General features: G+C 52.2%; 16 protein-coding genes. 11 read left to right on the top strand and 5 right to left on the bottom strand.

The genetic code is table 11. The features are described 5' to 3' along the window. Positions 1–396: 396 nt before the first annotated feature. Entirely contained in the window at positions 397–1,797 is a 1,401-nt protein-coding gene (ltrA, locus tag DCC85_RS19975; protein WP_108467130.1) for a group II intron reverse transcriptase/maturase, read from the top strand. 100 nt (positions 1,798–1,897) lie between these two features. Here the strand turns inward: ltrA and DCC85_RS19970 are convergent, their stop codons facing one another. The 3 genes from DCC85_RS19970 to DCC85_RS19960 form a co-directional block, all read right to left on the bottom strand. Then, positions 1,898–2,752, bottom strand: a complete 855-nt coding sequence (locus DCC85_RS19970) for an SDR family oxidoreductase (protein ID WP_108467129.1) — start codon at positions 2,750–2,752, stop codon at positions 1,898–1,900. Further along, on the bottom strand, positions 2,730–3,845 hold the full coding sequence (gene uxuA / locus DCC85_RS19965) for a mannonate dehydratase (RefSeq protein WP_108467128.1): 1,116 nt from the start codon (positions 3,843–3,845) through the stop codon (positions 2,730–2,732). Before uxuA ends, DCC85_RS19970 begins: the two co-directional genes overlap by 23 nt. 66 nt (positions 3,846–3,911) lie before the next feature. Continuing rightward, complete coding sequence (locus tag DCC85_RS19960) at positions 3,912–4,604, bottom strand: GntR family transcriptional regulator (RefSeq protein ID WP_108467127.1); 693 nt, start codon at positions 4,602–4,604, stop codon at positions 3,912–3,914. A 339-nt stretch (positions 4,605–4,943) separates the two neighbouring features. On the opposite strand from DCC85_RS19960, the gene DCC85_RS19955 reads away from it, so the two are divergent. The 10 genes from DCC85_RS19955 to DCC85_RS19910 all read left to right on the top strand — a co-directional run bounded on the left by DCC85_RS19955 (position 4,944) and on the right by DCC85_RS19910 (position 18,168). Next, positions 4,944–6,560, top strand: a complete 1,617-nt coding sequence (locus tag DCC85_RS19955) for a response regulator transcription factor (protein ID WP_108467126.1) — start codon at positions 4,944–4,946, stop codon at positions 6,558–6,560. After that, positions 6,557–8,302, top strand: coding sequence for a sensor histidine kinase (locus DCC85_RS19950; protein ID WP_108467125.1), 1,746 nt, complete (start codon positions 6,557–6,559; stop codon positions 8,300–8,302). The genes DCC85_RS19955 and DCC85_RS19950 overlap by 4 nt, the downstream gene beginning before the upstream one ends. Positions 8,303–8,415: 113 nt before the next feature. Beyond that, positions 8,416–10,104 (top strand): ABC transporter substrate-binding protein, encoded by a 1,689-nt coding sequence (locus tag DCC85_RS19945; protein ID WP_108467124.1) that lies wholly within the window; start codon positions 8,416–8,418, stop codon positions 10,102–10,104. A 171-nt stretch (positions 10,105–10,275) separates the two neighbouring features. Further along, positions 10,276–11,163, top strand: a complete 888-nt coding sequence (locus DCC85_RS19940; protein ID WP_108467976.1) for an ABC transporter permease — start codon at positions 10,276–10,278, stop codon at positions 11,161–11,163. Between the two features lie 40 nt (positions 11,164–11,203). Continuing rightward, positions 11,204–12,130 (top strand): carbohydrate ABC transporter permease, encoded by a 927-nt coding sequence (locus DCC85_RS19935; protein ID WP_108467123.1) that lies wholly within the window; start codon positions 11,204–11,206, stop codon positions 12,128–12,130. Between the two features lie 62 nt (positions 12,131–12,192). Next, complete coding sequence (locus tag DCC85_RS19930) at positions 12,193–13,203, top strand: endo-1,4-beta-xylanase (RefSeq protein ID WP_108467122.1); 1,011 nt, start codon at positions 12,193–12,195, stop codon at positions 13,201–13,203. Continuing rightward, positions 13,200–15,461: an alpha-glucuronidase family glycosyl hydrolase gene (locus tag DCC85_RS19925; RefSeq protein WP_234414245.1), complete on the top strand. Its 2,262-nt coding sequence runs from the start codon at positions 13,200–13,202 to the stop codon at positions 15,459–15,461. The genes DCC85_RS19930 and DCC85_RS19925 overlap by 4 nt, the downstream gene beginning before the upstream one ends. Before the next feature lie 621 nt (positions 15,462–16,082). Beyond that, positions 16,083–16,721, top strand: coding sequence for a YhbD family protein (locus DCC85_RS19920; RefSeq protein ID WP_108467121.1), 639 nt, complete (start codon positions 16,083–16,085; stop codon positions 16,719–16,721). Continuing rightward, positions 16,721–17,446, top strand: coding sequence for a bactofilin family protein (locus tag DCC85_RS19915; RefSeq protein ID WP_234414244.1), 726 nt, complete (start codon positions 16,721–16,723; stop codon positions 17,444–17,446). Before DCC85_RS19920 ends, DCC85_RS19915 begins: the two co-directional genes overlap by 1 nt. 41 nt (positions 17,447–17,487) lie before the next feature. Further along, positions 17,488–18,168 (top strand): hypothetical protein, encoded by a 681-nt coding sequence (locus DCC85_RS19910; protein ID WP_108467119.1) that lies wholly within the window; start codon positions 17,488–17,490, stop codon positions 18,166–18,168. A gap of 108 nt (positions 18,169–18,276) precedes the next feature. Here DCC85_RS19910 and DCC85_RS19905 read toward each other — a convergent pair whose 3' ends face one another. Both DCC85_RS19905 and DCC85_RS19900 read right to left on the bottom strand, forming a co-directional pair. Next, positions 18,277–19,491, bottom strand: a complete 1,215-nt coding sequence (locus DCC85_RS19905) for a CynX/NimT family MFS transporter (protein WP_108467118.1) — start codon at positions 19,489–19,491, stop codon at positions 18,277–18,279. A gap of 33 nt (positions 19,492–19,524) precedes the next feature. Next, the gene (locus tag DCC85_RS19900; protein WP_108467117.1) at positions 19,525–20,223 is read right to left on the bottom strand and encodes a FadR/GntR family transcriptional regulator; all 699 of its coding nucleotides are present in this window, start codon (positions 20,221–20,223) and stop codon (positions 19,525–19,527) included. Between the last annotated feature and the right edge of the window lie 92 nt (positions 20,224–20,315).

Below are 20,315 nucleotides of genomic sequence, written 5' to 3'. Positions count from 1 at the left end.
GTGAAAGTCCGCTACAGGCTTGGCAGTAGGAACTGTTAGCTGAAGGCAAGGGTGTCCGCCGCGAGGCGGAATCTGAAGGAAGCCGGAGGCAAACCCTCGGTCTGACGAACAGAAATCACATAGAAGGCATCATGGGACGGACGAGCTTGCACTACAAAGCAAAGTCCAATACTGCCCGAATCCCATGGTGTAAATGTGGCAGATAGATGAGGGGAAGGTTATCGCTCTTACCCGGGGAGGTCTCACAGACGACAAGTAGGAAAAAAAAACCGAAAGACGGAGTAAAGCTTGCTGTGAGAAGTCAGCAGAGGCCATAGTACCCGGAAGGGTTTTTTTTTCGGGGAAGGGCCGAACAATCGTAAGTCTCGAGTACATACCGAAAGGAGAGCTGACGCGATGAAAGCAGAATACCGAAAGGGCTACCTGCAAAGGAATAGCGTGGAACGCGAAGAGCATGCGGGAGTGCGGAGCGCCGGCACTCGGGAACGTAAAGAAAGAGGCGGTGCAACAGACCTGCTGGAGCAGATTCTGGACAGAGACAATTTGAACAGAGCCTACAAACAGGTCAAACGCAACCATGGAGCGCCAGGAATCGACGGAATGACCGTAGAAGACGCGCTACCCTGGCTGCAGGAACATAGAGACGAGCTGTTGCAAAAGATCCGGGAAGGCAGATACAAGCCCAGCCCAGTACGGCGCAAGGAAATTCCCAAAGCAGATGGAAGCGGAGTACGGAAGCTTGGCATACCCACGGTCGTAGACCGAGTGATTCAGCAGGCAGTCGCCCAGCAGCTCCAGCCCCTGTTCGAGCCGCTCTTCTCGGAGGGAAGCTATGGCTACCGCCCCGGTCGGAGCGCACAACAGGCCATTCGCAAGGTGAAAGACTATGCAGAACAGGGATACGGCTACGCAGTAGAAATCGACCTCTCCAAATACTTCGACACGCTGAATCATGAGCTGCTTATGCATCTTTTGCGCAAACAAATTCAGGACAGACGCGTAACCGAACTGATTAAGAGATACCTGAAAAGTGGGGTTATGGAGAACGGGGTGCACTGCAAAACAGAAGAAGGCTCCCCTCAGGGAGGCCCCCTGTCGCCGCTTCTGGCGAACATCTACCTGAACGAATTTGACCAAGAGATGAAAGGCCGCGGAGTGAACGTCATCCGCTATGCGGACGATATTGTGGTGCTTGCCAAAAGCAAACGGGCAGCGGTGCGGCTACTGGAATCCTGCGGAAAGTACCTGGAGACCAAACTGAGACTCCAGATCAATACGCAGAAAAGTAAGGTCGGTAGCGTAGTGGCTCGAAAGCACTTCAAATTTCTCGGCTTTGCCCTGGGAAAGAACAAGAACGGCATGTATATCCGTGCCCATGGACAATCCCTCGCAAAAGCGAAGAAGAAGTTGAAAGAACTCACAAGTCGCAGCCAGGGCAGAAATGTTCGCCAAGTCATGGAAAAGGTGAAAGTCTACATTCGGGGATGGATTGGTTACTACTATGTGGCCGACATGAAACGGATCCTGCAAAGCTGGAGCGAATGGTTGCGAAGACGACTGCGGATGTACATCTGGAAACAGTGGAAAAAGCCGCGAACAAAAGTACAAAACCTGCGGAAGCTGGGGATACCGGAATGGCAGGCTTACCAGTGGGGCAATTCCCGTCTCGGGTACTGGCGCATCGCCGGAAGTCCAGTGTTGTCTCGTTCCATAACAAACAAAAAGCTCGTACAGGCAGGATATTATGACTTTCCTGCGCAATACGAGCGTGTACGTAAATTGCACTTATGCGGTTGAACCGCCGTATACCGAACGGTACGTACGGTGGTGTGAGAGGTCGGCTACTCATCTAATGAATAGCCTCCTACTCGATTATAATTGTTGTTTTTTAGCGAACCTATACCCCCGAATACGCCATAAATCCCCCATCGACCGGGATTACGATCCCGGTTACAAAGCCAGAACACCGCTCATCCACGAGCCAGAGCAGGGTACCGAGGAGATCCTCCGGTACGCCAAAACGCTTCATCGGGGTATGGGTGATAATTTTATGAGACCGTTCTGTCAAGGATCCGTCGGGATGGGTTAGCAGGCTGCGGTTCTGGTCGGTCAGGAAGAAGCCGGGGGCGATCGCGTTGACCCGGATTCCGGCCTCGGCCAGGTGAACGGCAAGCCACTGGGTGAAGTTATTAATCGCGGCCTTGGCTGCGCTGTATGCGGGCACTTTGGTCATCGGGCAGGGCGCACTCATGGAGGAAATGTTGATCACCACCGCGCCGGGACGGGAGATCATGCCCTTGGCGAAGATTTGCGTTGGTATTAGGGTGCCGGTGAAATTGATATCCATCACCTTGCGAACGTCCTTGAGACCCAAATCGAAGAAGGTGGTGACCTCTGGATGATTCAGATCCTCCGGATCGAATCGTTCATGGGTCGTATTCGCTCCCGGCTGATTGCCTCCGGCACCGTTAATCAGGATATCGCACGGGCCCAGCTGCTCCCGCACGCTGGCTTCGGCAGCTCGCACACTATCCGCGTCCGTCACATCACAGACAGCGGCGATGGCTGTGCCGCCAGCAGCGTGAATCTCTTCGGCCACCTGTTTACATTTCTCCGCTGTCCGGCCCAGAATGGCTACCTTGGCGCCCTGATGGGCCAGCTCCAGTGCCATGGCGCGGCAGAGGACGCCGGAGCCGCCTGTAATGACAGCGACTTTTCCCATCAAGGCTTCATGCTTCGGCAGGTTGTTCATCATCTTCCCTCACTTTGCTGGAAATGGACTGCTCGCTACTTGTTTGATAGGCATCCCAAAGCCCCCACAGGTACATGATGCCGAGGGCGCGGTCATACAGGCCGTAACCTGGACGGCAGATCTCCCCCCAGAGATGACGTCCGTGATCAGGTCTGCAATATCCCTTGAAACCGCTGTTATAATAGGCTTTAACAATGCCTGCAATATCTACGGTTCCGTCCTGGGTCCGGTGGGAGGTTTCAATGAAATCTCCGTTATCGAAAACGCGCACGTTGCGAATATGGGCAAAAGGAATTCGGTCTTTAAACTCATGAATCATCGAGATGAGATCATTGTCCGGGTTAGCGCCAAGGGAGCCGCTGCACAAGGTGATTCCGCTGGCCGGACTGTCATGCAGCTGCAGGAATCTCCGCAGGTTCGCCTGGCAGGTCAAGATGCGGGGTAGGCCAAAGAGCGGCCACGGCGGGTCATCCGGATGAATGGCCATAGCAATGCCGCTGCGCTCAGCGGCAGGAATGACAGCATCCAGGAAGTATTTGAGGTTGTCCCACAGCTCCTCCTCGGTCACCCCTTGATAGGCCTGAAACAGGGAGGTGAGATGCCCCAGCCGCTCCGGTTCCCAGCCGGGCATGGTGAGGGTGCTGTCCCGATTAATCAGCTCCACCAGCTTGAAGGGATCGATTCCTTCGATTTTGGCTTTTTCAAAAAATAATGCAGTCGAGCCGTCCCCGGAAGGGTGGTTCAGGCTGGTCCGGACCCAGTCAAAGACAGGCATGAAGTTATAGCAGACCACCTTCACGCCCACCTGGGCCAGCTTCTCCAGGGTTCGAATGTAGTTCTGGATGTAGAGATCGCGGGTTGGAAGCCCCAGCTTAATATCCTCGTGCACATTCACACTCTCCACAACGTCAAGATGAAAGCCGGAACGGCTAGCCAGCTTCTGCATCTCCAAAATGCGCGGCAGCGGCCACTCTTCTCCCGCAGGAATATCGTGGAGGGACCATACGATTCCCTCTACACCGGGAATTTGCTTGATCTGTTCCAGCGAGACAGTATCATTGTCTTCGCCAAACCAGCGAAATACCATGCGCATACATTTCACCGCCTTAATAGAATTTGTATGCCGACTCTATGAAGGGTTAGAAAATCTCTCTGCTGCCTACAGTTCTCGGGGTTCTGCAAAATAATCGGGATATTTACCCCGGAGCAGGCTTAAGTCAGAAATGCTCAAACTTAAATGCTCCTGCATGAGGGAATCCGCCTGGTGCCTCTCGTGTTGTCGAATGGCTTCAATCAGTTCACAGTGCTGTTCGTAAAGATGCTCCCAGCTCGGATCGGTGGTGAGCCACAGCATACGGCTTCGGTTCAAATGGGCATTCATGTGCTGAAGGACAGACCAGGTGGCAAGCTTGCGGCAGCCTTCAAATAGTAGTCGATGGAAGGCTTCATCTAACTTGAACATGCCATGACCGTCATGCTGGCGGATGCACTCCTGCTGCAGTTCCAGGTTGTGCTCCAGAGCCATAAGCTGATCCTTGGGAAAAGCTTCACAGGCCAGGCGGATAATAGCTCTTTCCAGTTGCTCCCGCATGAAGCGGGCTTCCTCTACCTGATCGGGATCAATGAGCGAGACTTGGGTGCCTCGCTGGGGAAGCACAACCACAAGGCCCTCCTGGGCCAGCCTCACAAAGCTTTCGCGCACAGGCGTCCGGCTCACCTTACAGGCAAGGGCCGTTTCCTTCTCGGACAAATTCGTGCCAGGCACAAGCTCAAGGCTCATAATTTGTTCTTTCAACTGGGAGTAGACTAGGTTTCCGGCAGAATGGCCGCTTGGAGAAAGGCGAGAATTCATGAATTCACCTCCTGCTGACAGCTGGGATAACAACTGTTAAAGCTTGCTCCCAGGAAATTTGGACTTCTGGATAGAATTCAGAATACTAGGATGTTATCCAGTTTGTTCCATACTACCATACTTGTATGGTAGTATGGAACCATAATTATCCAAATATAGATTGAACGTTCATTTCTTTAGTTCATTCTATATATATCCACATGAATGAATTTTGCATGGGGTAGATCTTTTAAAATTATTGCTGCAAACTGATTTATTGAAAGCGCTGTCCAACATATAAATTGGATAAGGCGGCTGAAGTTGTTCATCTGTGGAAGAGGTTAAAGGAGGCGAACGATCATGCACCTGCATAATGCCATCTTGGTGGATGATGAGGTGTTTACCCGGAAGGGGCTAAGGAAGCTGATTGATTGGGAGGCCTGTGGATTTCGGATTCGCGAAGAGGCGGACAACGGAGCCGATGCCCTCCATCTTATTGAGAACTTGCAGCCAGAGCTGGTCATCACAGATATCCGGATGCCAGAGCTTGACGGTCTTGAGCTCATCCGCCAGGTGGTGACGCACTCCGGAGTAAGCCCGGCATTCATCATTATCAGCGGCTATGACGACTTCAAATATGCACAGCAGGCTGTTCGCTATGGAGTTCATGATTTCCTGCTGAAGCCGATTGATGAAGCTGAATTCACGGAGACCTTACGCGGGCTCAGCGCTAAGATTGAGCGGCAGCGGCTGAAGCAGGTGAAGGAAGCCGGGGCGGAGAGCCAGACCCTGCTTGAGTCCCTCATTATGGGAGAAGCAGCTGAAGATTCGATTGGGGCCTGGGAGAAGCAGCTGGGCATAGTCTCCACGGATCAATTGTCTTATGTTTTTATCGAGCAGAATGATGTTCATCTCTGGGGAGAGGGCCAGCAAGATGCTAAGACGGCCTCTGTCCGTTTTAAGGATCAGGTGAAGCAAGCGATGCACCTGATGTTGGAGGGGGCAGCCATTCCATTTCATTTGCATGAACACCGCAGCAGGATTGGGGTAATTGTGACACCTCCTATGCTCACACATTATGGCGGGGAGATACGGGGCTGGGCACAATGCCTGAAGCAGCGGCTTGAATCCACAGCTGCGGGACGGGTTTTTATGTATGCCGGCTGCCCTGTGCAGGGGCTTGCTGCGATTCGCACCTCCTTTGAGAGTGCGACGGAGGCATTACAGTATAAGTACATTCATGATGACACAGGGATGGTTATTCAATCTGGATCTAAGACAGCCCCTCTTGCATTCATTGGGCTTAGCCCGGGCTTGCAGCGGCAGTTACTCTGCCAAATAGAGGAGGGGGCAAGGGAACTGCTGCAGGATACGGTATCCGAGCTGTTCCGGCAATTCCGGGAGAACCGGATTGCGCCTGAAGCTGTCAAGGCTGCGATTGGACAGTGTGTGCTGGACGTAGTGACCATCGTTCAGAATATGCAGGGCGATCCAGAGAAGATTGCGGAGCTCGCGCCGCTGCTGGGCTGGCAGGATCTGAACCTGTCGCTTCGAGAGCTTGCACGCCTTTTTGCTGCGTTTGTCGAGGCTAGCTCGCGGTACATTGCAGAGCTGCGCCAGGAACAGCAGGGCGGGTGCATTCAGAAGGTCAAGGCTTATATTGATCAGCATTATCACGAGAATATGAACCTGAAGACGATCGCAGCACAGTTTTATATGAATCCGGTATATTTAGGCCAATTATTTAAGAAGACGTATGGGAAGTACTTTAACGATTATTTGCTTTCTCTGCGGATGGATGAGGCCAGGAGGCTGCTGCGGCAAAGCGACATGCGGATCTACGAAATTGCGGGACGGGTTGGCTTTGTCAACCCGGATTATTTTGTTACCCAGTTCGAGAAGACAGAGGGCGTAACGCCGACGGAATACCGCAACCGCTTAAGACAGGGAGGGAAGCCGCCAGGGCGGAAGAAATGAAGCTGAGTCTGAATGATGTCCGGCTGCGTGATAAGATGCTGCTGCTGTACTTCCTGGCGGTATTTGTACCGATCCTGGTGACCAATCTGATTTTTTACCATGTGACAACCACCAGTGTCAAAGATAAACGGATGGAGGACATCACCCGGGCGATGGAGCAGGTCAAGAATGAGTTCCTGCGAGAGGTGGAGGATGCGGTTGAAATTTCCTCGGTCTACTATACGGACCATCTGCTGAATGAGATTCTGGATAAGAAATATGAGAATCCCGCCGATTATGTCGCAGCCTATGACAGCTATTTGCGCCGAATTGTGAATTCTTTCAGCCCGGTCTACAACTCTGTTGCGGGGATCTCTATCTATGTGGATAATCCGACCCTGCTGTACTCTGGAGGGGTCTACTATATCGATGATGCGGTCAAGCAGGAGCCTTGGTACAGCAAAGTGGCGGATAGCCGGCAGTCAGCACCGATGATTCTGCGAACCGGGCAGGGAGAGACCGAAAACACATTTAGTGTGATCCGCAGGATGGATTACTTCTATTATTCCAAGGATGAGAATGGAAGGTTCCTCAAGATTGATCTGAGGATGCCGTACATCCGCAAGATCTTCAGCAATCTGAACCTCCAGGCCGATGTCTATCTGCTGAACAAACAAGGAGAGATTGAATTTACGACTCAACCGGGTCTTGAGCTTGGCCGTTCTCCGCTCTCCTTCGGCCGCATTCCTCAGCCTGAACATACGCTTGAATTCACGACGGGATACAGCAAGGGCAGCTTTCTGGACGGCTGGAGCCTGGTGGGGAGGATTAACGAGGACGAGGTATTCAGAGAGGTGCGCCAGTCACGCAATTTTGTGATCGTGCTGACCCTGCTGAACATTCTTCTTCCCACGCTCATCATTGTCTGGATCACCCGCTCCTTGAACGTAAGGCTGGTTCGTATATTGAAGCATATGAAAAAGGTAAAGAATCAGCATTTTGTGACCATTAAGGAGGCGGGGGCCAGGGATGAAATCGGTCAGCTGACCGGCGAATTCAACCGAATGACCCTTCAGATCAAAAGCCTGATCGATAACGTGTACATGGCGGATATTCAGAAGAAGAGCTTGGAGCTTGAGCGGCGCCATGCTCAGCTCAACGCCCTGCAAAGCCAGATCAATCCTCATTTCCTCTTCAATGCCCTGGAGACGATTCGGATGCGCAGCGTCATGAAGGATGAGGATGAGACGGCACGCATCATTCACAAGATGTCGAAAATTCTCCGCAACTCGCTTGTCTGGCGTAAGGACATGATTACGCTGAAGGAGGAGCTGGAGTTCATATTCGGCTTCCTCGAAATTCAGAAATATCGCTTTGGCGATAAGCTGGATTACCGGATCGAGGTGGATAAGGCGCTTCATGGCTGTTTGATCCCTAAAATGTCAATCGTGACCTTTGTGGAGAATGCCAGTATCCATGGCATCGAGCCTTTGAAGGAGGGCGGCTTTATTGCTGTTAAGATCGTTCGGACAGGCCAAGAGCTAGCAATTACAGTAGAGGATAATGGGGTAGGTATGACGCCAGAGAAGGTCAGCAAGCTGCTCGGGTATTTGGACACCGATGAAGCTATGGGGGAGAGAATCGGGATCCAGAATGTGATTTACCGTCTGAAGATGTATTACGAGAGCCAGTTCAAGCTTCAAATCTTAAGCTCTGTTAGTGAAGGAACGATGATTCGCCTGAACCTGCCCCTGGAAGAATAACTAAAGTTTTCTAAGGATGACCTAAAGATTGATGGGTAAAATTGGGGCTAAACTTCTTCTATAATGAAAGTGCTTACAAATAATGTGAGAGCCGAAAGGGGAAGGTCAAGCACATGGGAAAAAAGCGGTTTTGGCTGAGCTGTCTAACCATGGTCCTGCTGCTGTCGATGTTGTCGGCTTGCTCTGGCAGCAAGGAGAGCGGTCAGGAAAAGAATAAGGATCAATCCTCGGGTGACAGCAAGGAAAAAGTGACGTTTACGTATTTTAATGCGGCAACAGGCAGGGACAAGAATACGAATGAGACCCGCATCGGTAAAATTTTCGAGGACCAGACCGGGGTTAATTTCAAAATGGAGCATCTGGTGGGAGATGAGAATACCAAGGTTGGTACCTTCATTGCAAGCAATAATTACCCGGATGTTATCGTTCCGGGGGGCTCTATCGACAAGCTGCTGGGCGCCGGCGCGTTCATTCCGCTTAACGATCTAATCGATAAGTATGGCCCTAATATCAAGCGCGTCTATGAGCCCTATTACAATTTGATGAAAGCGGAGGACGGCAACATTTATTTTCTTCCTTTGAGCGCTGTGGTCGGAGATTACATCTCCGCACCGGATATTGAGCAGGGAGCCTTCTGGATTCAGCGTCGCGTTCTTAAGGAAGCTGGGTATCCGAAGATCAAGACCTTCGACGAATACCTGAACCTGATCCGGGATTACGTGAAGAAGCATGCGGATGAGAATCTGACCGGATATTTGGCGCTAACCACTCAGGATAAATTCTTTTCCTTCACCAATGCGCCTATGCATTTGGCTGGATACCCTAATGACGGCGGCGTGATCATTGATATGAAAACACATGTCGCTAATGATTATGCGGATGACGATTATACGAAGCGTTATCTTCAGGAGCTCAACAAGCTGAATGCAGAAGGACTGTTCGACAAATCTTCGTTTGTGGATAACTATGACCAATACTTGGCGAAAGTTGCTTCCGGCAAGGTGCTTGGATTTTTTGATTACAAGTGGCAGGTAGGTCAGTCTATGGCAAATCTGCGAGAGGCGGCTCGGAAATCCGGGAACGATGATCTGGAATATCTGGCATTACCGATTGTCTATGATGCCAATATCAAGGATCAATACCTTGATCCACCATCCTTTGTCAACAATCGGGGTGTTGGCATCTCCGTCAGTGCCAAGGACCCTGTACGAATTATTAAATTCTTCGATAACCTGCTGACCGATGAGAACCAGATTTTGTCTAACTGGGGTATCAAGGGTGAGACCTATATGGTGGATGACAAGGGTCGCTTCTATCGAACAGCTGAACAGGTGGCAGAGACGAGTTCAGAATCATTCCGCGAGACATTCGGGTTTAAATATTTTGAGTACAGCTGGCCTCGCTACGGCAGCGGATCTTCCCTTCCTGACGGGAATTCGGTTGGAGCGTCACGTCAGCCTGAGGTTGCGCAGATGTCCTACTCTGAAGGCGATAAGAAGCTGTTAGAAGCTTATGGTGCCAAATCGTTCTCCGGCTTGTTCTCGGACCCAGACGATCGGCCGTGGTATCCTGCCTGGAGCATTCAGATCGAGCAGGGCTCCCCGGCGCAAATTTTCACCCAGAAGAAGGGGGATCTGCAGCGCAAATATTTCCCGAAGATGGTGCTTGCAGCCCCTTCAGAGTTCGAGGGTCTATGGCAGGAATACGTGAAGGAGTTCAACAAGCTGGATGTGAAAGGCTATGAAGACCTGATCACGAAAGAAGTGGCCAAGAAAATCGCTATCGTCCAAGGCAAAAAATAGAGGAGGGTATAGGCCGGAGAACTGACTGCGCTTCAGGGATTCCGGCCTTGTCTCTACCGGACTTTGGGCAAGGAAGGAGTAGGAACCGTGGACATCACACCGATTTCACCGCAGAAGCTGCCTGCCCCCGGAAAGTCTGCCGGAAGTTCCAAGGGCTTTTGGGCGAGGCTGATGAAACAGAAAGTGCTTGTATTCATGTCGATTCCGTTTCTGATCTGGCTGTTTATCTTTAAGTACCTCCCCCTGTGGGGCTGGACCATTGCCTTCCAGGATTTCAAGCCGGCGCAGAGCCTGCTGAAGCAGGAATGGGTAGGTCTTAAGCATTTCAAATTCCTGTTTCAGGACGAACATTTTCTCCAGGTGATGAGAAATACGCTGGCGATGAGCTTCATCAATCTGGTGCTTGGCTTTGTTACAGCCATTACGCTGGCTATTTTACTGAACGAGCTGCGTAAGGTGATGTTCAAGCGAACCGTTCAGACTATCAGCTATCTGCCGCATTTTATATCCTGGGTAGTCGCGGCAAGTATTATTTCTAATGCTCTTGCGACCGATGGCGGGATTGTGAATGAGCTACTGATGTGGCTCGGGATCATTAAGGAGCCGATCCTGTGGCTTGGTGAAGGCAAATATTTCTGGGGCATTCTCGGACTCTCGGAGGTTTGGAAAAATGTAGGCTGGAACACGATCATTTATCTGGCGGCCATGACAAGCATTGATCCTGCCCAGTATGAGGCTGCAGAGATCGACGGGGCGAACCGCTTTCAGCGGATCCGCAATATCACTCTCCCGGGACTCAAGCCGGTCATCATTATTCTGCTCATTATGAATATCGGAAACCTGCTGGAATCCGGCTTCGAGCCGCAGTACCTGCTTGGTAACGGTATGAATGTGGATTACTCCGAGAACCTGGATATCTTTGTCCTGAAATACGGGATTCAGATGGGGAACTTCTCGCTCTCCATTGCCGCAGGGATGTTCAAGACCGTAGTCAGCTTCATCCTGTTGTTCAGCGCCAACCATATAGCGAAGCGTCTGGGCGAGGACCGGCTGTTCTAAAGCGAAAGCTCCCCACTCAACGATTAGAAGGAGGATCGTTATGGCTAAATCAACGGCTGCCTACGGCCGGTTCAAATCGCCCGGGGACCGGATTTTTGACACGATCAACATCATCTTCATGCTCTGTTTGACCGTAGTGACACTGTATCCGTTCCTCAACACGTTGGCTGTCTCGCTGAATACGGCGAATGATTCGATCAAGGGCGGCATTTATCTGCTGCCGCGGGAATTTACTTGGGATAATTATGCCTATGTATTTAAGGAAGCTACAATCTTTCACGCCACACTGATCTCCATACTTCGTACCGTGATCGGCACGATCTTAACCGTATTCTGCTGCTCTATGGTAGCTTACACGATCAGTCGTCCTGAATATGTGCTGCGTAAATTTGTATCCATTGCCTTCATCTTGACGATGTACTTCAGCGGTGGTCTTATTCCGAATTTCCTGCTGGTGCGTGAGCTTGGACTGATGGATAGCTTCTGGGTGTACATCATTCCCGGATTGATCGGCGTGTTCAATGTCATTATTATCCGTTCTTTCATTGAGGGTCTTCCGGAAGGAATTCTGGAATCTGCCCGAATCGATGGGGCCGGTGAGTTTACGACTTTTCTGCGCGTGGTGGTGCCGCTTTGCTTGCCGGTACTCGCTACAGTCTCTTTGTTCACCGCAGTCTCACAGTGGAATTCCTGGTTCGATGTATTTCTTTATAACTCTTCAAATGTAGATTTAAGCACCCTGCAGTATGAATTGATGAAGATTCTTCAGAACTCCAATACCTCTCTTAACAGTGGCAATGATTATGCCAGCATGTTCGCAGGCTCGGAGAACACTGCCAATCTAGTGACTCCGACTTCGATCCGCGCCACGATGACCATTGTGGCCAGTGTGCCGATTATTCTGGTTTATCCATTCCTTCAGAAATATTTTGTACAGGGCATGACGCTGGGCGGCGTCAAAGGTTAAGCGTTTATATTAATAAGCCACTTAAAAAGGTCACTTATAAAGCCGCGAAGGGAGCTATTAACATGATCCATGGAAACCGTACAGAACCTTCATTAAAAGAGCTGTTCTCCAATCAGTTTTTAATTGGGGCAGCGGTGAACCCTGTTACGATCGAGAGCCAGCGTGAGCTGCTGACTTATCATTATAACAGCATCACTGCAGAGAACGAGATGAAATTCGAACGCCTGCATCCTGCCGAGGATACTTATACGTTCGAGGACGCGGACCAGATTGCCGACTTTGCTAGGCAGAATGGGCTGAAGCTGCGGGGCCATACGCTGGTCTGGCATAACCAGACCAGTGCGTGGATGTTCGAGGACCAAGACGGAAATCGCGTCGATCGCAGTACCCTGCTTGAGCGTATGCGATCCCACATCCATACGGTTGTGGGGCGGTATAAGCAGGACATCTATGCTTGGGACGTGGTCAACGAGGTGATTGCCGATGAAGGTGACCAGCTGCTGCGCCCTTCAGCCTGGCTCGAGATCGCCGGCCCGGATTTTATAAGCAAGGCTTTCGAATTTGCGCATGAAGCAGACCCAGAGGCGTTGCTATTCTACAACGATTACAACGAATCTCATCCGCATAAGCGGGATAAAATCTACGCTCTGGTGAAATCACTGCTGGAGCAGGGCGTGCCTATTCACGGTGTTGGCCTCCAGGCTCATTGGAATCTGTATGATCCTTCTCTGGACGATATCCGCGCGGCCATTGAGAAATACGCTTCACTCGGACTGCAGCTGCAGCTGACCGAGCTCGATATGTCTGTATTTGCATTCAACGACAGACGCACGGATTTGCTCCATCCCACCGAGGAGCTGCTTGAGCTTCAGGCCGCGCGGTATGAGGCTATCTTCGGGCTGCTCAGGGAGTATCAAGAGGTGATTAGCTCGGTGACATTCTGGGGGGCGGCGGATGATTATACCTGGCTGAACGACTTTCCGGTTCGCGGCCGCAAAAATTGGCCCTTCCTCTTCGATGAAAAGCATCAGCCCAAGCCAGCCTTCTGGAGGGTTGCAGGAGGGGAGGGATGATGGTGAACAATTCCTCCTATAGAGCTTGGTTGCAATATGCCCCGGTGGAAAAGGGGGAGGTCAGAGAGCAGGCTGTGAGCCTGCTCTCTCGCGTCTACGTCAAGGCCGAGGATCAGGGGAGGCTGGGCCCTGCCCTGAAAGAGCTGCAGGAGGGAGTTCATTCCATGTTCGGCATCCTTCCTGAGATTCAGGCAGGGTTGGAACCTGAAGGAGCCTGCCTGTACATCGAGATTACGAGCCCGGAGGATTCGCAGAATGGATCGGGTTCTCATGCAGAAGTAGAAGGGAGGTTGAAGAGGAACTCTGATCCGGAGCAGGCCACGGAGTGTGGTTTGAAGCAGGACCAGGATTCGGATTCAAGGCCGGGGCTAGAATCAGATCCAAAAGCGCGGTTAGGGCTGAAGTTAGAACAGAAGCAGGACCAGAAGCGAGAACAGGACTTGAACTTGGAACAGGAGTCCAACAAGGAGCATCCGCTTGGACCGGAGGATTTCAGCCTGAACTCCTCGGCGCAGGCAGGTTATCCGTTGCTGCACTTGGCTGGCGGTTCCGAGACAGGGGTCCTATACGGGGTGTTCCACCTGCTTCGCCTTGCTGCCACGGGAAGAGAACTGACTGCGCTTCATCTGATTGAGCGGCCGCGGAACCGCCTGCGGATGATCAATCAATGGGACAACGCAGATGGTACGGTGGAGCGGGGATACTCCGGAAGCTCGATCTTCTACCAGGACGGCCAGATCGTACAGGACCTGAAGCGGGTGCGCGACTATGCCCGTCTGCTAGCATCTACAGGTATAAACGCCATTTCGATGAATAACGTGAATGTTCACGCGGTTGAGATGCGGTTTATATCGGAGGATGCTCTTCCCGAGATCGCCAGAGTAGCAGCGATCTTCCGGGATTATGGCATCCGCCTGTTCTTAAGCGTTGGCTTCGCCGCCCCGATCGAGGTAGGCGGGCTGCCGACAGCCGACCCGCTTGATGAGGCCGTTCGACGCTGGTGGCGGGAGACAGCGGAGCTTGTTTACCGCCATATCCCTGACTTTGGCGGATTTCTGGTCAAGGCGGACTCCGAGCACCGGCCTGGCCCGTTTGCTTACGGGCGGGACCATGCCGATGGAGCCAACATGCTGGCCGAGGCGCTGGAGCCGTATGGAGGCCTGTTGATTTGGCGCTGCTTTGTCTATAACTGCATGCAGGACTGGCGGGACCGGACGACCGACCGGGCGCGGGCAGCCTATGACCACTTCATGCCGCTTGACGGGCGGTTTCAGAAGAATGTCATTCTGCAGATTAAAAACGGCCCCATGGACTTTCAGGTGCGCGAGCCTGTATCACCGCTCTTCGGGGCCATGAAGCAGACGAATCAAATGATAGAGTTTCAGATTGCCCAGGAATATACGGGCCAGCAGCGACATTTGTGTTATCTAGTTCCGCAATGGAAGCAAGTGCTGGAATTCGACACCTATGCGGCAGGTACAGGTTCTTCTGTAAAGAGCGTTGTAGACGGCTCTCTGTTTCAGATGAGGCATAGCGGGATCGCCGCTGTCTCCAACATTGGCGATGATGTATGCTGGACGGGGCATCCGCTTGCTCAAGCCAACCTATACGGCTATGGCAGGCTGGCCTGGAACCCGGACCTGTCCGCAGAGGAAATTGCCGAGGAGTGGGTCCGGCTTACCTTTGGAAATCGTGAGGACATCGTTCGCACCATTTGCGGCCTGCTGCTGGATTCCTGGGCCATTTATGAGAGCTATACAGCCCCGCTTGGCGTCGGCTGGATGGTAACGCCCCATACCCATTATGGACCTGATGTGGATGGATATGAATATTCCCGCTGGGGCACGTACCATTTCGCAGACCGGGATGGAATAGGAGTCGACCGCACAGTTGCTACGGGGACTGGCTATTCGGGGCAGTATCATCGTCAGAATGCAGAAAAGTACGAATCACTGGAAACTTGCCCGGATGAGCTGCTGCTGTTCTTCCATCATGTTCCTTATTCCCATGTCCTTCATTCGGGAAAAAGCGTCATTCAGCACATTTATGATTCTCATTTTACAGGGGCTGAAGAGGCACAAAGGCTGTGGCAAGAGTGGGCGAGGCTGAAGGGGAAGGTGGATGCGCAGCTGCATGAGGCGGCTGAGAAGCGTTTTGCCGAGCAGGCGGAGCATGCGCAGCACTGGCGTGATGTCATCAATACGTACTTCTACCGTAAATCAGGTGTTCCGGATGCCAATGGCAGGCACATCTATTAGGAGGTTTATCAAATCTTCACCAGCTGTCTTCTGAGCGCGGACTTTTACGGTGGTTTGTCTTTTAAAAGGTGGACACATTTTTTGAAACAAGATATACAGCTCTCCAGTATTTGCCGCTTGGTCGATTTGGGGGGGCATCTACATGACCTCATCTCAGGGACCTTTTATCGAGAATTCAATTTTATGCTTGGTTCACGCCACGCTCTTATCTTCAGCCACTTAAAAGGTGGGGGGCACTATATAGTCTGGTGTCCACCTTTTAAAAGACATTTCTAGGATTTGTCTTTCTATGAAGGACTTATGGCACGGCTTCCTTAAGATAAGGAGTGAACACAGCGCAAATACCCGAAGTAGACATGTCCGGCCAAAAACTGCTGCTCCGTGAATTCAATGCGAAGAGATGACCAGAACATAGGCAAGCAGGCCAAGATTTATTCTTGGTCTGCTTTTCTTTTTTTATCATCTACCGGATAGATGAACTAAAGTTTTGCGTTGAACTTCCTGTTATAACGGCGCAATGAGCTCTATAACATTCATCTTTTTAGTTCATTCTATACAATGGCTATTTCCAACGTAACAATGTTATGTTACACTGGTAACGACGTAAGGAGGTCGGTACACATGAGCGAGGGTCTCATTTCGAAGAAAGAGCTGCTGGACCTGACAGGGATATCGTACGGACAGCTGTATCGTTGGAAGCGAAAAAACTTGATTCCGGAGGATTGGTTTATTCGAAAGTCTTCTTTTACTGGACAGGAAACATTTTTTCCCCGGGACCGGATTCTGCCGAGAATCGACAAAATCCTGAATATGAAGGAAGGCTTGTCTCTAGACGAGTTGGCTGATATGTTCTCTCCTAGTCTGGGTGAGGTGCAGCTGTCGGCTGATCAGCTCAAGGAACGTAACATTGTTTCAAATATTACATTGGATTTGTACGAACAATCTGCTTCCGCCAAAGAAAAGTATGAATGGGAACAAATTCTGGCTATGTATGTACTCGAAAAGCTGCTTCATGACGGTGCCATCACCCGTGAAGAGGGGATCATGCTGGTCGGAGTGATGAATGACTATTATTCCCGTTTTGCAGGCAACGCTTGTGAGCTGGTGCTAATCCGCAAAATGGGTGTGCCCGTCCTGATGCTCATGTCGCAGGCGGATGAAGTATTTTTTGATCGTGGTGTCAAGGTTGTTTTTAAGCTAGGGATGCAGCAGTGTACAGAGGAACTGAAGCTCAAAATAGGGGATTGGGAGGAATCATGATGGAAGATTGGCAAGTAAGGCCGGACCTGATTGTATCCGGGATGACGACCTCGGCCGGGGGCAGTTTCAATGTAGTGAAGATTGATGGTATGGGCAAAGTCAACGGCGATTTGAATTGTGTATCCATGGACGTAAATGGAACGCTCAAGATGCAGGGGGGAATCACAGGAGAGCAGGTGTCCATCAACGGGATGGGCACGGTAGAAGGCACGGTGGAGTGTGATTCCCTTCGCATTGATGGGATGGCTACCATTCAGGGGATGGTGCAATGCAGCGAGCTTAAGGTGAACGGAAAGGGAAAGTTCCAAGGGAACGTGCATGGGGAGCGGCTATCTATTGATGGGAGTGCTGTCGTAGAGGGGGATGTCGAATGCGAACTTTTCGGCTCGGCTGGTACGATCAACATTCAAGGCCTGCTTAATGCTGGAACTGTCGAGATCCGTCTGAACGGTTCCTCAGAGGTGAAGGAGATTGGGGGAGAACACATTCGGATTAGCAACCCCGATCATGTTCGCTTCTGGAAGCAACTCGGCCTTGGGGGGGTACCGCGAATGAAAGCGGATGTGATTGAAGGCGATGAAGTGTATCTAGAGAATACCCATGCGGATAAAGTGCGCGGAGCGCGGATTTATATAGGGCGGGGCTGTAAGATACGTCAGGTGGAGTACACAGAGACCTATGAGCAGGACCCGGATGCGAGTGTGGGCAGCAGCAGCCAAGCTTAGTGAATTAGAGCTAATTAGACTCATAAGAGGAGGGTTTACCAATGGGAGTCAATGCAAGAGCAGGGGAGGAAAAGCCGTCCCTGAAAATTACCGGCAGCGGCAGCGCTTCAGGCGGCGTTTATAAAAATATTAAAGTGATGGGAGATGCGGTCATTCAGGGAGATGTTATCTGTGATCTGATGAAACTCATGGGGGATATGGAGATTAAGGGATCTCTGAACGCAGAGGACATCAAGGTAATGGGAGATCTAATGATTGTTCCTTGGCCTATTCCCGAGAATGCCGCAGAACAGATGGGGCAGCACCCACTGCTTAAGGGTGAGTCTGTGAAGATCACCGGAGAGCTGGAGGTACTTGGAGACTGTCACGCTGAAGATCTGCGTGTACGCGGCTCCTTGCAGATCAGCGGGATGCTGAGCGGGGAAGAGATTGATATTCGTCTTCATGGAATAAGTAAAGTTAGGGAGATTGGCGGAAGCCACATCACGGTGAAGAGCCGAAGCTCTGTGCCACTGGTGGATATGGTGTCATCTGGAAGGCGCGAGCTGAAGTCGGAGCTGATCGAGGGGGATAAAGTCTATCTGGAGAACACGGAGGCAGCTGTGGTGCGAGGCGGACATGTGTCCCTGGGACCTGGATGCCGGGTTGATCTGGTGGAATACCGGCACACCCTTGAGCTTGCAAAAGGGGCCTCTGTCGGACAGGAGCGTAAGCTTGGATAAAATTCGTCCCCTAGGCGAAGATTCAGGCAGATGGGTAGGATCATGCAGTCATTAATAAACGGGTAGCTTCCATTTATATAGAGGGCTACCCGTTTTGGTATATTTACATTATTCAGAGGTGACGTATCCCGGCTTGCCTGCCTTAAGTCCAAACAGCAGAATAAGCACAGAGGTCACGAGCAATGCCAGCAGCGGCAGTGTCCAGCTGCGGGTTACATCATGAATCAGTCCGAACAGTGCCGGGCCTGTTGCTGCCAGCAAATAGCCGACGGATTGAGCCATGCCGGACAGCTCCGCAGCCTGCTGAGCCGTGCGGGAGCGCAGTGCGAACAGCATGACTACAAGGCTGAAGCTGGCTCCTCCTGCAATGCCGAGCAGGACTACCCACAGTCCGACAAGCGACGGACTGCCCCAGAGCAAGCCTGCATAGGAGATGATGAACAGCAGGCCTACGCCGAGAGCCAGCCCGCGCTGGCTGCGAAGGCGGCCGGCGATGAGCGGCAGGATGAAGGAAAAAGGCAGGCTGGCAAACTGCATCAGGGATAGCATCCAGCCTGCGGATGCTGCGCTTAGGCCAAGCCCCTGTAGAATTTCGGGCAGCCAGGCAATGCCCACGTAGAAGGTCAGGGACTGAAGGCCCATCACCAGGGTGATTACCCAGGCCAGCGGTGCAGTCCATAGGCTCTGCTTGCGCGCGCCATGCAGGGCAGCCTCAGCGGGGATATGCTTGATCCGCAGCTGGGGCAGCCAGAGCAGCACTGCAAGCACCGCGAGTGCCACCCAGCTCACAAGGGCGCCGCGCCAGCCCAGGCTGGGATTGTTGGCCAAGGGAATGCTGATCCCTGAGGCAACAGCGGCCAGCGCATTCATAGAGAATGAATAAATGCCAGTCATCATTCCTACCCGGTGTGGAAATTCCCGTTTAATCAGGCCCGGCAGCAGTACATTGTTCAGAGCGATTGCAACGCCTAGCAGGGCGGTTCCTGCGAACAGGCACCATACAGCCGGAAGATAGCGCAGCAGGATGCCGGCGACCAGCAGAATCAAACCGAAGAACATCGTAAGCTCCATGCCCAGACGGCGGGCTAACCGCGGAGCGAGCGGGGAGAAAAAGGCGAACGCCAGCAGCGGGAGCGTAGTTAGCATACCGGTCATCGTGTGGCTGATCCCCGATTCTGCGCCGATGGTATCGGCAAGCGGGCCTACCGACGTGATCGGCGCACGAAGCGTGGTCGCTACGAGGATTACGCCAAGGACCAGCAGCCAGCCGGGTACATTAGAGCGGTTTGACTTCCGGGGGTTGCTGTCAGTGTGGTTTCTCATTATTTTGTCTCCTTAGTTCCTAAAGGTTTCTCTTTATATAGTGTCTGGAGGGGAAGGGATTTGTGCCCAGGCAGTCTGAAGATATAGACGCACCGCACGGGCAGCCTCTTCTTTATCTTTGTTCTGGATGGCCGTATACAGCTGCTCATGTGCTTCCATTTGCAGCACAAGGTTCACGCCTTTCTCTTCCAGTGAAACGTCGATAAATTGCTGAAGGGCCTCTGTCATGTGACGATACAATTCCTCAAGCAAGCTGTTGTGTGACGCGGCGATCAGCGCGCGGTGGAACTCAAGGTCGGCCCTTATATAGGCGGCCTTATCCTCTGCCCTAATGGCTTTGCGGCACTGGTCAAGGCAGCTACGCATCAGCTCCAGGTCTGCCGCAGACTTGCGGATAGCCGCCAGCCTGGCCGCCTCTTGTTCCAGGGCGTAACGCACCTCGAAGGTCTCGGCGGCCCCCGACCGGGTAATTCGCTGGCGAAGGGCAGAGCCGAGGGTACTATCGGCACAGACGTAGGTGCCATCGCCCTGCCGGACCCGAAGCAGCCCGGCATGGGCCAAAGCGCGGACAGCCTCCCGCACCGTGCCGCGGCTTACCGAGAGCTGGGCAGCCAGCTCGGGCTCTGGCGGAATTCGCATACCGACCGGCCAGGCACCGGATTCAACTAGGGCTTGAAGCTGCCCGGCCGCTTGTTCAACGAGCGAATATTTGCTTGCATGCTGCAGATTCACTCTCCAAACCTCCAAACATCTGATGTTTTGCTTCAAGTACTATAGCACAGGCCGCAGAATCAGGACAAGAGGGTGATTCACGTCAAGAGGGC

Source organism: Paenibacillus sp. CAA11 (assembly GCF_003060825.1).
GTDB lineage: Bacteria > Bacillota > Bacilli > Paenibacillales > Paenibacillaceae > Fontibacillus.
This window is presented reverse-complemented; position numbering and strand designations above follow the sequence as displayed.